This is a genomic window from Pusillimonas sp. NJUB218, assembly GCF_003788685.1.
Lineage (GTDB): Bacteria > Pseudomonadota > Gammaproteobacteria > Burkholderiales > Burkholderiaceae_B > Neopusillimonas.
Genome location: NZ_NQMK01000010.1, coordinates 18,798 through 34,863, shown reverse-complemented (window position 1 = coordinate 34,863; position 16,066 = coordinate 18,798). Strand labels below are relative to the sequence as shown.

At 58.4% G+C, this 16,066-nt stretch carries 11 protein-coding genes; 10 read left to right on the top strand and 1 reads right to left on the bottom strand.

Annotated elements, in window-relative coordinates; genetic code table 11:
- The 10 genes from cpaB to CHR62_RS12670 all read left to right on the top strand — a co-directional run bounded on the left by cpaB (position 1) and on the right by CHR62_RS12670 (position 15,643).
- Positions 1 to 1,032 carry a Flp pilus assembly protein CpaB gene (gene cpaB, locus CHR62_RS12725; RefSeq protein ID WP_233574994.1) on the top strand — a complete coding sequence of 344 codons (1,032 nt, stop codon included), beginning with the start codon at positions 1 to 3 and terminating at the stop codon, positions 1,030 to 1,032.
- Entirely contained in the window at positions 1,029 to 2,495 is a 1,467-nt protein-coding gene (locus CHR62_RS12720) for a type II and III secretion system protein family protein (protein WP_123661165.1), read from the top strand. Before cpaB ends, CHR62_RS12720 begins: the two co-directional genes overlap by 4 nt.
- Positions 2,495 to 4,270: an ATPase, T2SS/T4P/T4SS family gene (locus tag CHR62_RS12715; protein WP_123661164.1), complete on the top strand. Its 1,776-nt coding sequence runs from the start codon at positions 2,495 to 2,497 to the stop codon at positions 4,268 to 4,270. The genes CHR62_RS12720 and CHR62_RS12715 overlap by 1 nt, the downstream gene beginning before the upstream one ends.
- Positions 4,270 to 5,112: a type II secretion system F family protein gene (locus CHR62_RS12710; protein ID WP_093970280.1), complete on the top strand. Its 843-nt coding sequence runs from the start codon at positions 4,270 to 4,272 to the stop codon at positions 5,110 to 5,112. The genes CHR62_RS12715 and CHR62_RS12710 overlap by 1 nt, the downstream gene beginning before the upstream one ends.
- A 153-nt stretch (positions 5,113 to 5,265) precedes the next feature.
- Positions 5,266 to 6,024, top strand: a complete 759-nt coding sequence (locus CHR62_RS12705) for a type II secretion system F family protein (protein ID WP_233574993.1) — start codon at positions 5,266 to 5,268, stop codon at positions 6,022 to 6,024.
- A 332-nt stretch (positions 6,025 to 6,356) separates the two neighbouring features.
- Positions 6,357 to 6,929 carry a transcription elongation factor GreB gene (gene greB / locus CHR62_RS12695; RefSeq protein ID WP_123661161.1) on the top strand — a complete coding sequence of 191 codons (573 nt, stop codon included), beginning with the start codon at positions 6,357 to 6,359 and terminating at the stop codon, positions 6,927 to 6,929.
- Between the two features lie 47 nt (positions 6,930 to 6,976).
- Positions 6,977 to 11,023 (top strand): phosphoribosylformylglycinamidine synthase, encoded by a 4,047-nt coding sequence (purL, locus tag CHR62_RS12690; RefSeq protein WP_123661160.1) that lies wholly within the window; start codon positions 6,977 to 6,979, stop codon positions 11,021 to 11,023.
- A gap of 42 nt (positions 11,024 to 11,065) precedes the next feature.
- Entirely contained in the window at positions 11,066 to 12,526 is a 1,461-nt protein-coding gene (gene guaB / locus CHR62_RS12685; protein WP_093970275.1) for an IMP dehydrogenase, read from the top strand.
- 20 nt (positions 12,527 to 12,546) lie between these two features.
- Entirely contained in the window at positions 12,547 to 14,133 is a 1,587-nt protein-coding gene (guaA, locus tag CHR62_RS12680; RefSeq protein WP_123661159.1) for a glutamine-hydrolyzing GMP synthase, read from the top strand.
- Between the two features lie 307 nt (positions 14,134 to 14,440).
- A complete protein-coding gene (locus CHR62_RS12670) occupies positions 14,441 to 15,643 on the top strand; it encodes a site-specific integrase (RefSeq protein ID WP_022579757.1) in 1,203 nt (400 codons plus the stop codon).
- A gap of 84 nt (positions 15,644 to 15,727) precedes the next feature.
- On the opposite strand, the gene CHR62_RS12665 is transcribed toward CHR62_RS12670, so the two are convergent.
- Positions 15,728 to 15,991, bottom strand: coding sequence for an AlpA family transcriptional regulator (locus tag CHR62_RS12665; protein WP_022579756.1), 264 nt, complete (start codon positions 15,989 to 15,991; stop codon positions 15,728 to 15,730).
- Positions 15,992 to 16,066 lie beyond the last annotated feature (75 nt).

The following is a 16,066-nucleotide window of genomic DNA, read 5'->3' as shown; positions in this document are numbered from 1 at the left end:
ATGCAGTTATTCATGCACCGTTTGCCGGTTGCCGGGCGCACGCTTGTGGTGTGGGGGGTGGCATTGGCTTCAGGGGTGTTTGCAGCTTTGGCAGCACAGCGTCATCTCGATCAGAAAGTGCGTCAGCTCGAGGCTGCAGCCTCGGTTCCGACGGTAGCTCGTATCGTAGCCGCATTCGATTTGCCCGCAGGCACTTTGATCGACACCAGCCATCTCGCCACGCGCCAATATCCTCGTTCACTTGTTTCCAGTGATTCCATGCCTCCCGAGCAGGTCACTTACGTGGTGGGTCAAGTCTTGAAGGTTCCGCTCAGGGCAGGCGATGCCATTGGGGCAGCCCACACACGCGGGGCGGGTCCTGCCCCGTTTTCGGATCAGCTTGGGTTAGGGCGCCGGGCAATCACCATGCCGGTCGATGCCATTAATGCCGTCGCCGGTTTGCTCAAACCGGGTGATCTGATTGATTTGTATGTTTCGTTCGATTACCAGCGTCGGCGTATTACCGCGCCCTTGCTGCAAGGCGTCCAGGTGCTGGCGACGGGGCTCGACACCATTGCGACCGACGGCCAGTCTGATCGGGTGGGGTCGGGTAGTTTCGGTACGGTCACGCTCGACACGTCCCCTGAAGATGCCGTCAAGCTGGTGGCTGCGCGGCAAGGCGGTGTGATTACATCCGTTCTGCGCCGGTCTGACGATGCTGATTCCAGCAGAAAAGCCGTGCGAGGTGATCTGGCCAGTTTATTGGGTGTGGCTCGACCTGCACCCCAGAGTTCTTACCCTAAGCGTGCGCCGGTCATTTATGGCAGTACCGGAAAGCAGGCCTTGCCGGGACTGAATCCGACAGTGCCCACTGTTCGCCACGAAAGTGGGGTGTTTGATCTTCCCGATCAACCTCGTTTGGTGCGTGTGGGCTCAGGGGGGGCGACAGATGTCGCATTACACAACGATGTCCCGACGGGCCTTGGCGGGGGTATTCACGGAGTCGCAGTTGATTCTGACGACACCCAAACCGCAGAGGGAGAGGCTCCATGAGTTCTCGTTCCAAGGCCTGGCTATATGCGGGTTGTATCCGTTTTCTTAAATTGCACCGATCGCAATGCGGTGTGCCGGTCTTGGTTGCGGCTTGTCTATGGTCGGTGGCAAATCCTGCACAGGCGCAAGCCGAGCAGCTACTGCAGATGCAGGCCGGCGAGGTTAGGGTACTGGCCATACCCGACGTGGCAAGGGTAGCGGTTGGTGATGGTCATGTGGTCAACGCCATCACTACCGAAGAAAAGGAAGTCATTGTTTTTGCGCGCAACGAGGGCTCTAGCGCCGTGCAGATATGGACGTCTCAAGGTCTGAGATACCGATATCAGGTCGAGGTGGCCCCTGAGGGCGCCCGACAGACCCAGGCAGAGCTTAAGTCAGTGCTTCAAAGGATTCCGAACGCAAAAATTTCAGTGGTTGGAGACAAACTGCTTGTCGAAGGCAGCGATTTGTCGGATGCAGATCGAAAGCGCGTCGAGACATTAACGAAACGCTATCCACAACTCGTCGATTTCACAAGTAGTGTCGGTTGGGATCGTATGGTGCTGCTCGATGTGCAGGTGGTGGAAGTGCCCAAAAGCCAGCTAACCGAGTTGGGCGTCAGATGGGACAGCGAATCGGTTGGTGGTGCCGGGATGGGTGTGGCCTGGGAGGGGGCATCGCGCGGCATTGAAATGCGGCCCGCCGAAGCACCCTTAGCCCTGCCATTCCCGGCCGGAATTGCTGCGGGCTACTTTGGCGCCAATGCGCTGTTGTCGGCAAAAATCAAGTTGCTGGCGCAAACCGGCGATGCCGTCGTGCTTGCGCAGCCACAGTTGCTGGCGCGCAGTGGTGCAACGGCCGAATTCCTGGCGGGCGGCGAAGTGCCGTATTCCACCGTCGACGCTCGCGGCAATACCAATACGTCTTTCAAGCCTTATGGCGTTTCATTGCGTATTACGCCTCAGGTCGAGGCCAATGGGGCGATCCGGTCCCGAATGGAGGTCGAGGTCAGTTCCATAGACACGGCATTGTCGATCCCCACAGGCCCGTCGCTTAAAACGCGCCGGGCGTCGACCGAATTCAATGTGCGTTCCGGGCAGACCCTTGTTCTTGCGGGTTTTATTTCCAGAGAACTCTCGAGCAACGTCAGCAAGGTTCCCGGGCTGGGCGATATACCTGTGTTGGGTGAGCTGTTTAAATCCGAGCGCTTTCAGCGCCAGGAGACCGAGCTTGCGATATTTGTGACGCCGGTCGTGGTAGACGCCGAAAACCCTGATCTGGCTGATCGTATCCGGCGCTCGTCGGTGGCGCTTGATGCCGCATTTGATGCCGGGCCGCGTATCAATACACCCGTTCGTCCCCTCGTTTCTTTACCTGGGGCAGTTGACGGTGGTGGGCGTCAGACCTGGCGGCCACACGAAGGCCCGGGGTCCCAATGGTCGGGCGCAACAACGGGCGCGACGCTTGATAAAAAGGAGCCGTAATGTTGACATTGTCGTTGCAATACGAAGACGGGCAGACGGCTATTGAGCAATTTGCTTTGCCGCTGGCGATAGGGCGTGATGCCGACTGCGGTCTGCGTATCAAAGCATGGCGTGTGGCCAAGAGGCATGCACGCATCGAAATGCGGGCAGGCAAGTTGTTTCTTGAAGATTTGGGCTCGCTGGCGGGTACGGCCTTGAATGGTCGGCGAGTCATTCAGCATACGGCGCTGGCTGCGGGTGACGAGTTAGTCGTCGGCCCCTGCCTTATCAGGATTCAAGGCGATGTGCTTGACGACACCCATAGGTCAGGCGCTCCTGAAGATGGGGCGGGCGTCACCATTGATCCGGTGACGGCTTTAGCGTCAGGCCTAACAACTTCGCTAGGCCGCGTGAACGCCGGCACTCCTGAACGCAATGACGATACGTCGCTTAATGTCGTCCAGCGGGCCAAGGTACTGTCTTTAAGAGTGAGGTTTCACCAGGCTCTGATCAAAGAGTTTGATCTTCGTCGTCGCGATATTGCTGCGTTAAGCGATGACGATTTACGCGCTGAGGCTCGACGTGTCGTGCATCGACTGGTGCACGATGACGTGAGCCTTCCCGATTGGGTGGATAGCGCAGCGTTGATTACCGAGGTGGTCAACGAGGCCGTTGGCCTGGGGCCGCTGGAGCCACTCTTGGCTGACGATACCATTACCGAAATTATGGTGAACCGGTTCGATGAGATTTATACCGAGTCGGCGGGGCAATTGAGGCGGCACCCGGCCATATTCAGTAGCGAGCAGGCGGTGCTCGAGGTCATTGACCGCATTGTGGCGCCGTTGGGCCGGCGCGTGGATGAAAGCGCGCCGATGGTTGATGCCCGGCTTAAAGACGGTTCGCGTGTCAATGCGGTGATTCCGCCCGTGGCCTTGCGGGGTGCAAGTCTGACCATACGCAAATTTCCCGCACGGCGGCCAACTATGTCCGACTTGCTGGATGTGGGGGCGCTTGACCCGCATATGGCCGCATTTCTTGCTGTGTGCGTCGAGCATCGAAAAAATATTCTGGTGTCAGGTGGGACAGGATCGGGCAAGACGACATTGTTGAATGTGCTGTCGAACTGCATTCCTGAAGGTGAGCGTGTCGTCACTATTGAAGATGCTGCCGAGTTGCAATTAACCCATCCGCATCGGGTCACCCTCGAGGCACGGCCGGCGAACCTTGAGGGCAGGGGGCGTATTGATATTCGAGACCTCGTGCGTAATGCGTTGCGTATGCGGCCCGACCGCATTGTGGTGGGCGAGTGCCGGGGTGCAGAAGCATTCGACATGTTGGCTGCCATGAATACGGGTCACGAAGGTTCTTTAACCACGCTTCATGCCAACAGCCCGCGCGACGCCCTGGCGCGTCTTGAAACGATGATCTTGATGGCCGGCATGGACTTGCCCCTGACTGCAGTCAGGGAGCATATCGCTGCAAGTATCGATTTAATTGTCCAACAGGCACGGCTGGCTTCGGGTCAACGATTGATTACGTCTATTGTTGAAATAGGGGGTACCGAGAGCGGACGTATTTTGTCTCAGACGCTGTTTCAGTTTGAACCTGAAGGTACGGCCTGCTTTCGGGGCTGTGGTGTTTTGCCAGAATCTTTGGCGTTGCCGGTGTTGGTGCAGGCCGGGCTGGGGCCCGACACCTTCGGCCAGCGCACGCCGTGGCAGCCGTCATCGGCGGCGTTCGCCCTGGAACGTGCGGCAGTGTTGAATGGTGGGGCCGCCCCGGATACGGTGATGTGATGCTTTGGTCATTTGTCTTCACAATGTTGGCCGTTGTCTTGCTTGCGCGATTGGCTCAACAGGCGTTGGCTGTGGCTTACGGTCGTTATCGTGCCATCTTTACCGATCAGGCCGATGTCCGGTTGGCCGAAGTGTTTTTGTTCCTCGACGCTCGCCAGCTATGGGCTCTCAATGTGGCTTTTTGTGCTGCTGTAGTGCTGCTTGTTGGTTTGATGTCTGCAAATGTGGTGTTGGCCTTAATGTTGGGTCTGGGGGCACTAGGGGTGCCGCCGTTACTGGCCAGGCGTACTCGCCAACGCAGACTGGCCAAGTTCGATGCACAGTTGCCCGATTTGCTGTTGGCGTTGGCCGGGGCGCTGCGGGCGGGTTCTGGCATGCAAACTGCGTTGCGGCAAGTCGTTTCAGGGTTTGCGCCACCTTTGTCGCAAGAGCTTGGGTTGATGCTGCGCGAGCAACGCATGGGGCGTGCTTTTGACGAGGCGTTGTCGGGCTTGTCGATGCGCATGCCCACCGAAAGTACCCGCCTGGTGGTGTCTGCGCTGACCATCGCTACGCATAACGGCGGCAATCTTGCCGAAACACTTGAACGTATTGCCTTCACGCTGAGATCACGTTTGCATTTGTTGGGGCGAATTGATGCGTTGACCGCACAGGGACGTATGCAAGCCTGGGTGATGGCCGGGTTGCCGCTGCTGTTGGCCGTGGCGCTGCATTATCTTGAGCCGCAGGCCATGGCGCAGCTTTGGGAAAGCGCTCTGGGTTGGACGCTGATCGCTACTGTTCTTGTACTTGAAGTAGCCGGTGTGCTTTTGATTCGCCGTATCGTCAATATCGAGGTGTAGTCGATCCTGTCTCCGGCCGGGGGCGCTATTGGGGGAAGCATGTTCTGGTTGAGCATAATGGCAGCGGGTACCTGCCTGTCGTGCCTGTTGTGGCTGGTATTTCAACCTTGGGCGCAATCTTGCTCCGCTACCTCATCGCAACAGAACCGTGGCATGTTGCGTTTTGTTTGGCCTTGGGTTCAGGCGCTATCGCAGGTGTGTAAGCCTTTCATTAGCTGGGCGCGGCGTCGACGCCTGGGCCAGCTTTTGAGCCTGTCTGCCTGGCCTGAAGACTGGCGGCCCGAACATGTCGTGGCATTACAGTTGTTATGTTTCATTCTCGGCGCGGCGTTGTCCGTATGGGTGCTTTTCCAATACGCAGAGCCTGGGTTGCCCGCGCTGCTGGGCGCAGGTTTGGTCGCCGGCGGCGTGCTTGCCTGTTTGCCTGTTCAACACTTGCGTCGTCGTGCCAAAGAACGGCAGCTTGCCATGTTGCGCGAGTTCCCCTTTATGCTGGATATGACCACGCTGTGTGTCGAGGCCGGCCTGAATTTGCAAGGCGCGTTGATTCAGGCCGCAACGCATGGCCCGCAAGGTGCGCTGATGTCAGAGTTGCGCCGCGCGCAAACCGACATGCGCGCGGGGATGCCGCGCATTGCCGCGCTGAAATTATTTGCGGCACGCACGGGTCTGGCCGAAGTCCAGCAGTGGGTGATGGCCATGGAACAGGCCGATAGCCTGGGCATGAGCTTGGGGCCTATTTTGCGTGCGCAGTCCGAACAGCGACGTAATGAGCGCTTTTTACGCGCCGAAAAACTGGCTTTGCAGGCGCCGGTAAAAATGCTTTTTCCTATGGTGGTGTGTATTTTTCCATGCACATTTCTTGTGATTGCATTTCCTATTGTTATCAAATTGTTGTCTGCTGATTTTTAATGTGAAGCACAATGGTTGTTGATCTTGCAACCTCCTGGTCAGCGCGCCTGTTGGGGGTGTGGCGTTGCGGTATTCCGACGCGGGGGCGGGCATTATGGCTTTACCCCTGTTGTTCAGTTCATACCTTTGGCTTAGCCAGTGCTATCGATATCGTTTATTTCGACAATGAAATGCGGCCGGTAAAGTATGTGCAGGGCTTAAAACCTTGGCGCGTCAGTCTGTGTCTGCAGGCGCGGTCCGTGCTCGAATTACCCGCCGGCACCTTACAGCGGGCGCGTCGTTCGTGTTTACAATAACCGGGTGCAGTAACTCCTTTATGCCTTTGGCCACCCATGAGCAAAGCCTTCACCAAAGAAACCGACAACGACGACGATGACGACCTTGGCCCCGAGGCCGTGCCGTTGCCCAAGGGCACCAAAAATTACATGACGGTGCAAGGGTACGAGCGTCTGCGTGCCGAGCTTGCCCACTTAATGACGGTCGAACGGCCGGAAGTGGTGCAGGTCGTGTCGTGGGCTGCGTCCAATGGTGACCGCTCTGAAAACGGCGACTATTTGTACGGTAAAAAGCGTCTGCGTGAAATCGATCGCCGCATGCGGTTTTTAACCAAGCGGCTTGAACAGGCTGAAGTGGTCGATCCGTCTTTGCAGCCGAACCGCGATCAGGTGTTTTTTGGGGCGACGGTGCTGTATTGCGACAAAGCCGGCGAAGACCACCGGGTCACCATTGTGGGCGTTGACGAGGCCGAACCGTTACAGGGCAAAATCAGCTGGATTTCGCCTGTGGCGCGGGCGCTGATCAAGGCGCGCGAGGGCGACACCATTACGCTGCGCACCCCGGCTGGCATCGACGAGCTGGACATTATCGAGGTGTCTTACCCAGAGCCGGGCCAGCGTACGGTTTAAAAGGCTAAAATGATGGATTGTCTCCCCATCATTTAGCGCGTCCCACCGTGAACTCTATCCAGCATTTCCTCGGCTCCTCTGTTCTGTCTGCTTTCCGTCGCGAGCGCCTGCTCCAGAAATTTTCCCAGCTCAAATTGCCTGTGGCCGATATTCAGGGCCGCTACGAGCATTTTGTCTGGACCGAAGCGGGGTTCTCGCAGCCCGATGCCGATCGCTTAGCCCAATTGCTCGATTACGGCACAGCCGCGCCGGCTGCCAAAGAAGACAAGCACACGCTGGTGCTTCGCGTTATTCCTCGTCTGGGTACGGTTTCGCCTTGGGCCAGTAAGGCCACCGACATCGCTCACAATTGTGGCCTGACGGCCGTGCGTCGTGTCGAGCGCGGGGTTCGTTATACCGTTCAACCGTCGCGAGGTTTGCTGGGGACGGCCTCTGTTTCACCCGAACAGTTGGCGCAAATTGCAGCTTGCCTGCACGATCGCATGACCGAAACCGTGGTCGACGCCACCTTCGACGGCCAGGCGTTGTTCGCGTCTTTGCCTGGCAAGCCCATGCAAACCATCGATGTCATCGGTCAGGGCCGCGCGGCACTTGAAGCCGCTAACCAGCAGTTGGGTTTGGCGTTGTCCGAAGACGAAATCGAATACCTTGAACAGTCGTTTACTGGCCTTGGGCGCAACCCCACCGACGTCGAACTGATGATGTTTGCGCAGGCCAACAGCGAGCACTGCCGCCACAAAATTTTCAATGCCCAATGGGTAATCGACGGTCAGGCGCAGCCCAATACGTTGTTCGGCATGATTCGTGCCACCCACGCCGCCCAGCCGCAAGGCACAGTAGTGGCTTATTCTGACAACGCCGCCATTATGACGGGTGGGCCGGCCACGCTGTTTTACGCAGGGCAATTTGGCACCGAGCCATCGCAAGCGGGGGCTACGGCCTACGGCCATCATCAGGCTACCGTGCACACCCTCATGAAGGTCGAAACGCACAATCACCCGACGGCGATTGCGCCGTTCCCCGGGGCGTCTACCGGGGCAGGGGGCGAGATCCGCGACGAAGGGGCCACGGGCCGGGGCTCCAAGCCCAAAGCCGGTTTGACCGGTTTTACCGTGTCTAATTTGCGTTTCGACGATGCGCTCGAACCCTGGGAAGTCGATTCCCACGGTATGCCCGATCGCATCGCCAGCCCGCTCGACATCATGGTCGAAGGCCCGCTGGGCGGCGCTGCATTCAATAACGAATTTGGCCGTCCCAATCTGGCGGGTTATTTCCGTACGTTCGAACAAACTGCTGGTGGCACGCGTTGGGGGTATCACAAGCCCATCATGATTGCGGGTGGTTTGGGCAGCATCGAAGACAGCCTGACACATAAAGATCCGATCCCGCCCGGGGCATTGCTCATTCAGTTGGGCGGCCCGGGCATGCGTATTGGTATGGGGGGTAGCGCAGCTTCCAGCATGAGCGTGGGCACCAATACCGCCGAGCTCGATTTTGATTCGGTCCAGCGGGGTAACCCCGAAATTGAACGTCGCGTCCAAGAGGTCATTGACCGGTGTTGGCAACAGGGCGCGCAAAATCCTGTTCTGGCCATTCACGACGTGGGCGCTGGCGGGTTATCCAATGCCTTCCCCGAACTCGTCAACGACGCGGGTCGCGGCGCTATTTTTGAACTTACTCAGGTTCATCTCGAAGAGTCGGGGCTGTCGGCCGCTGAAATCTGGAGCAACGAAGCACAAGAACGCTATGTGCTGGCGATTTTGCCGCAAGACCTGGCCCGTTTCGATGTCATCGCACGCCGTGAACGTTGCCCCTACGCGGTTGTGGGTGTGGCTACTGAAGAACGCCAATTGCGTGTCACGCTGGGTGAAGGTCTGCCCGGGGTTACCGACCTGACACCCAAAGACGAAATACGCCCGGTCGACGTGCCCATTGACGTTATTTTGGGTAAGCCTCCCCGCATGACGCGCGATGTGCAGCGTCTTGACGGCGTTGCCGAGCCCGTAGATTTGCCGCTGATTGCCTTGCCTGAGGCGATCGAACGCGTATTACGCCACCCTACGGTAGCCAACAAAACATTTCTTATCACCATCGGCGACCGCAGTGTCGGCGGGCTGAACAGCCGCGACCAGATGGTGGGCCCGTGGCAGGTGCCGGTGGCCGATTGCGCCGTTACTTTGACTGATTTCGAATCAACAGACGGGCAAGCCATGGCCATGGGCGAGCGTACGCCGCTGGCCATGATCGACCCCGCCGCATCGGGCCGTATGGCTATTACCGAGGCGCTAACCAATCTGGTGGCGGCCGATGTACGGTCGCTGAAAGACATTAAATTGTCGGCTAACTGGATGGCCGCTTGCGGTGTGCCAGGCCAAGATGCCGCGCTGTACGACACGGTGTCGGCCGTCAGCCAGTGGTGTCAGCAGCTCGACTTGTCTATTCCTGTGGGTAAAGATTCGTTGTCCATGCGCACCACCTGGTCCGAAAACGGCGCTTCGCGCGAAGTGATTTCGCCGGTATCTCTTATTGTGACGGGTTTTGCTCCCGTGGCTGATGTGCGCAAAACATTAACGCCGCAGTTGCGTACCGATGTTGGTGCGACGGCCTTGATTCTTATCGATCTGGGGCAGGGGCGTCAGCGTATGGGAGGGTCGGTGCTTGCACATGCGTTCAACCAGGTGGGAGACAGTACGCCCGACGTCGAAGATCCAGCCGCCGTTCGCGCGTTCTTTGAAGCGATTCGCGAGCTGGCCGATGCGGGTCACATTCTGGCTTATCACGATCGTTCCGATGGCGGGCTTTTGGCCACTGTTTGCGAAATGGCCTTCGCTGGCCACACCGGGGTCTCGATCAACCTCGACATGCTGACCATCGATCCGGTGGCTGCCGACTGGGGTGATTACAAAATTCGCCCCGAGCAAATGGCTGTGCAGCGCGATGAAATCACCCTCAAGGCGTTGTTCAACGAAGAAGCCGGTGCAGTTATTCAAGTTCCGCTCGAGCAGCGCAACGCCGTGTTGCAAGCTCTGCGCGAGAAAGGCTTGTCGGCGCATTCGCATGTCGTGGGTTCGCTTAACACCCAAGAAGAAATTCAGGTGTTCCGTGACGGCAAGTGCGTGTATCAGCGCCCATGGCGCGAATTGGCCCAGCAATGGAGCGAAGTCAGCCGCCGCATTATGGCGCGCCGCGACAACCCCGCATGTGCGCAAGCCGAGTACGACGTTTGGACCAACACGCAAGACCCAGGCTTCACGCCTAAAGTGGGCTTTAACCCTCAAGAAGATATTGCTGCGCCCTTTATTGCCAAGGGTGCCCGCCCGCGTATGGCTATTTTGCGTGAGCAGGGTTGCAACAGTCAGGTGGAAATGGCCTGGGCGTTTGACAAGGCCGGTTTCGAAGCTTGGGACGTTCACATGACCGACCTGCTGTCGGGACGCGTGCGTCTTGACGACGTGCAGGGTCTGGTTGCCGTAGGCGGCTTCAGTTACGGCGACGTATTGGGTGCCGGCGAAGGCTGGGCGCGCACGATTCGTTTCAATGCGCAGCTGGCTGACCAGTTTGCGGCGTTCTTCGGCCGCAACGATACCTTTGCATTAGGTGTGTGCAATGGTTGTCAGATGATGGCGGCTTTGGCCAGCATGATTCCAGGCGCCCAGCATTGGCCGCGTTTTACGCGCAACCAGTCCGAAAAATACGAAGCCCGTTTGTCCATGGTCGAGATCCCCGATTCGCCGTCGTTGTTCTTTAAGGGCATGGCCGGCATGCAGGCGCCAATTGCTGTGGCGCACGGCGAAGGCTTTGCCAATTTTGCCGCACAAGGCGACGCCGCCCAGGTAATCGCGGCCATGCGCTATGTCGATAACACCGGTAAGCCGACTGAAACCTACCCGTACAACCCCAACGGCAGCGCCAACGGCTTGACCGGCGTCACCACGGCCGATGGCCGCTTCACCATCATGATGCCGCACCCCGAGCGGGTTACGCGCAATGTCATGATGTCGTGGGCGCCCGAGCGCTGGGGGCAGGCCGATGCGGGCGGCGAGTTCAGCCCCTGGTTGCATATGTTCCGCAATGCCCGCGTTTGGTTGGGCTAAGGCTTACATCGTATAATCTTGCTTTGCACACGGAGTAATTGAATGCGTCTCATCAAAAAAGCGCTAACCTTCGACGATGTGTTGTTAGTCCCGGCCTTTTCACAGGTCCTGCCTCGCGATACTTCCCTTGCCACCCAATTCACGCGCGACATCAGCCTGAACATCCCGCTGGTGTCTGCTGCCATGGATACCGTAACCGAGTCGCGCCTGGCCATTGCCATGGCCCAGGAAGGCGGCATCGGCATCATCCATAAAAACCTCACGGCCGACCGTCAGGCCCAGGAAGTGGCCCGCGTCAAGCGCCACGAGTTCGGTATTGTTATTGACCCGGTCACGGTCACACCCACCATGAAAGTGCGCGACGCCATTGCGTTGCAGCGCCAACATGGCATTTCGGGTCTGCCTGTTGTCGAGGGCGGTAAAGTGGTCGGCATCGTCACCAATCGCGACCTGCGCTTCGAAGATCGCCTCGACGTCCCGCTGCGCGACATCATGACGCCTCAAGAACGCCTGGTCACCATGAAAGAAGGCGCCACGCTTGAAGAAGCCCAGTCGCTGATGCACAAGCACCGCCTCGAGCGCGTGCTTATCGTCAACGAAAACTTCCAGTTGCGCGGGTTGGCCACGGTTAAAGACATCGTCAAGAACACCGAACATCCGTATGCCTGCAAAGACAGCCAAGGGCAGTTGCGCGTTGGTGCTGCGGTAGGCGTGGGCGAGGGTACCGAAGAGCGTGTTGAAAAGCTGGCAGCGGCTGGTGTCGACGTCATCGTCGTTGACACGGCCCACGGCCACTCGGCCGGCGTCATCGAGCGCGTGCGCTGGGTTAAAAAGAACTACCCCAAAATTCAGGTGGTGGGCGGCAACATTGCCACTGCTGCAGCCGCATTAGCGCTGGCTGAAGCCGGCGCCGACGCTGTCAAGGTCGGTATTGGCCCGGGCTCAATCTGCACGACGCGTATCGTGGCAGGTGTCGGTGTGCCTCAAATTACGGCTATTGCCGACGTTGCCGACGCCCTTAAAGGTTCGGGTATTCCACTCATTGCAGACGGCGGTATCCGTTACTCGGGTGACGTTGCCAAAGCTTTGGCAGCGGGCGCTTCGGCTTGCATGATGGGCGGCATGTTTGCCGGTACAGAAGAAGCCCCTGGCGAGGTCGTTTTGTTCCAGGGCCGCTCGTATAAGTCGTATCGCGGTATGGGCAGCGTTGGGGCCATGACCGATGGTTCGGCCGACCGCTACTTCCAAGACCCGTCCAATAACGCCGACAAACTCGTCCCCGAAGGCATCGAAGGTCGTGTTCCCTACAAGGGCAGCGTCATCGCCATCATTTACCAATTGGTAGGCGGGATCCGGGCGTCTATGGGCTATGTGGGTTGCGCGTCAATCCCGAACATGCACGAAAAAGCCGAGTTCGTCGAAATCACGTCGGCCGGTGTGCGCGAGTCCCACGTCCACGACGTTCAAATTACCAAAGAAGCGCCTAACTACCGCGCCGACTAAGCGGCCTTAAATATCCCATCATGCATCAGCGTATCCTCATTCTCGATTACGGTTCACAAGTTACTCAGCTTATCGCACGTCGTGTGCGCGAAGCGGGTGTTTACTGCGAAATTCATTCAGGCGACGTCGATGACGCCTTCCTGAAGTCGCAGCCAGGTCTTAAAGGCATTATTTTGTCGGGCAGCCATGCTTCGGCCTACCACGAAGAGTCCCTTAAAGTACCTGCGGCCGCATTCGCAATGGGGGTGCCTGTGCTGGGTATTTGCTACGGTATGCAGGCCATGGCCTTGCAATTGGGTGGCAAAGTCGAGTTCTCCGATCATCGCGAATTCGGTTACGCCGAAGTACGGGCTCGGGGCCACACGCGTCTGCTTGATGGCCTTGAAGACTTCACCACGCCCGAAGGGCATGGCATGCTCAAGGTCTGGATGAGCCATGGCGACAAGGTCACCGAATTGCCGCCTGGGTTCAAACTAATGGCTTCTACCGAGTCATGTCCCATTGCAGGTATGGCCGACGAAGCTCGCAATTTTTATGCGGTCCAGTTCCACCCCGAAGTCACTCACACCACGCAAGGCCCGGCCATGTTGTCGCGCTTTGTGCGCGAAATTTGCGGTTGTGAAGGCGACTGGAACATGCCCGACTATGTACAGGAAGCGGTCCAGGCCATTCGTGACCAGGTCGGTTCAGACGAAGTTATTTTGGGTTTGTCGGGCGGGGTTGACTCGTCTGTCGCCGCGGCTCTTATTCATAAGGCCATTGGCGACCAGCTCACCTGTGTGTTTGTCGACCACGGCTTGTTGCGCCTGAATGAAGGTCAGCAGGTCATGCAAACGTTTGGCGAACATTTCGGCATGAAAATCATTCATGTCGACGCTACCGAACAATTCATGGGCAAGCTGGCCGGCGTGTCCGACCCAGAGGCTAAACGCAAAATCATCGGTAAAGAATTCGTTGAAGTGTTCCAGGCCGAGGCCGCCAAGCTCAGCAATGCACGCTGGCTCGCTCAGGGCACCATTTACCCCGACGTCATTGAATCGGCCGGTGCCAAAACAGGCAAAGCCGTTGCCATCAAGTCGCACCACAACGTGGGTGGCTTGCCCGAAACGCTTAACCTGAAGCTGCTCGAACCCCTGCGTGAACTGTTCAAAGACGAAGTGCGCAAGTTAGGCGTTGCCCTGGGCTTGCCGCCCGCTATGGTGTACCGTCATCCGTTCCCCGGCCCGGGTCTGGGTGTACGCATTTTGGGCGAAGTCAAAAAAGAGTACGCCGACTTATTGCGTCGTGCCGACGCCATCTTCATCGAAGAGCTGCGCAAGACCGAAGACCCGATCAGTGGCCAAAACTGGTACGACCTCACCTCGCAAGCCTTTGCTGTTTTCTTGCCGGTCAAGTCGGTTGGCGTTATGGGCGACGGCCGCACCTACGACTACGTCGTTGCCCTGCGCGCCGTACAAACGTCCGACTTCATGACTGCCGATTGGGCCGAGTTGCCCTATGCGCTGCTTAAAAAAGTATCCAGTCGCATCATCAACGAAGTGCGTGGCATTAACCGGGTAACCTACGACGTCTCTAGCAAACCACCGGCGACGATCGAGTGGGAGTGATCCGGCGTCTGGCACTGGCTGGCATCTAGTAGCACTAAAACACACCTAAGCCCGCGTCACTGCGGGCTTTTTTGTGATTTCGTTCAGCACCGCCTGGCAACATTTGGCATCGCCAAGCACCGTTTTTTCATGGCATGATGGATGGCATTGAATGCTTCTATGCCATGAGAAGTCGCCAATACCATGCAACCACCTTGCGGATGTTCATGGTATCGAATTTGTGTAAGACGATGATTTAATTGTTGTTTTACGCCAGGATGGGCCGGTTTTCTGATCATGGTATTTGAGCTGAATCAGGGCGAGAACCATGTTGACCGATACCAAGCTGCGCAACCTCAAGCCGAAGGACAAGCTCTACAAGGTGAATGACCGTGACGGCCTCTATGTAGCCGTCACGGCCGCCGGAGCGATCTCGTTCCGCTACAACTACTCGATCCACGGTAGGCAGGAGACCATCACCTTCGGCCGCTACGGTGTCGGCGGCATCACCTTGGCGGAAGCCCGCGAGCGGTTGGGCGAGGCCAAGAAGATGGTCGCGGCCGGGAAGTCACCGGCCAAGGAAAAGGCGCGGGACAAGGCCCGCGTCAAGGACGCGGAGACGTTCGGGGCCTGGGCGGAAAAGTGGCTGCGCGGCTACCAGATGGCCGACTCCACCCGCGACATGCGCCGCTCGGTCTACGAGCGCGAGCTGAAGCCGAAGTTCGGCAATCAGAAGCTGGTGGAGATCACCCACGAAGACTTGCGCGCGCTGACCGATGCCATCGTCGAGCGCGGCGCGCCGGCGACAGCCGTGCATGTCCGCGAGGTGGTGCTCCAGGTCTTTCGCTGGGCCATCGAGCGCGGCCAGAAGGTCGAGAACCCGGCCGAGCTGGTGCGCCCGACGACCATTGCCAAGTTCGAGCCGCGCGACCGTGCGCTGACGCCCGACGAGATCGGCCTGATGTACCAGTACATGGAGCGCATCGGCACAGCGCCATCCATTCGGGCGGCGGCCAAGCTGCTGCTGTTGACGATGGTGCGCAAGAGCGAGCTGACTAACGCGACATGGAGCGAGATCAATTTCAGCGACGCGCTTTGGACGATCCCGAAGGAGCGGATGAAGCGGCGCAATCCGCACCTGGTGTTCCTGTCCCGGCAGGCGCTGGACATCTTCATTGCCCTGAAAACCTTCGCAGGGGGATCGGACTACGTGCTTCCGTCGCGGTATGACTCGGATTTACCCATGAGCAGCGCCACGCTCAACCAGGTGCTGACGCTGACGTATCGGCTGGCGCAGAAGGAGGGGCGGTCGCTCGCCAAGTTCGGGCCACATGACTTGCGGCGCACGGCCAGCACGTTGTTGCATGAAGCCGGCTACAACACGGACTGGATCGAGAAGTGCCTGGCACACGAGCAGAGAGGCGTCAGGGCCGTCTACAACAAGGCCGAGTACCGCGAGCAGCGCACGGCGATGTTGCAGGACTGGGCGGACATGATCGACGAATGGACGCTGAGACGGCCGAAGGTGTAAACCAGACGAAGGCAGGTTAGGCAGCGCCGCCTGAGCATCGAGGCATGGCCTCGGGTTTCATTGACACTTGAGGGGCGCAGCGTTTTAGCCGCTAAAAGGGGCAGCAGAGCCGCCGGCCACGGCAGACGGAGTGAAGCCAGGGCGCATGGCCTGAGTGCCCGACGACTTCCGCGCCTCTATCCATTCCTCGACCTCGGCCAAGTCCCAGGCGACGTTTCGGCTGGTGAGTGCGATCCGGCGCGGAAACTCCCCGCGCTGCTCCATGTTGAAGATCGTGCGCTCAGACAGCGGGATCATCGCCAGTAGCTTCTTCCGATTGATGAGCGTCTTGCTTGTCGTTGCCTGCATCCCCTGGCCTCTTTCAGTCACTTGCGAACATGTGCCTGATGGTGCCTGGCAATGCGGATTGTTTCGTCCTATTAG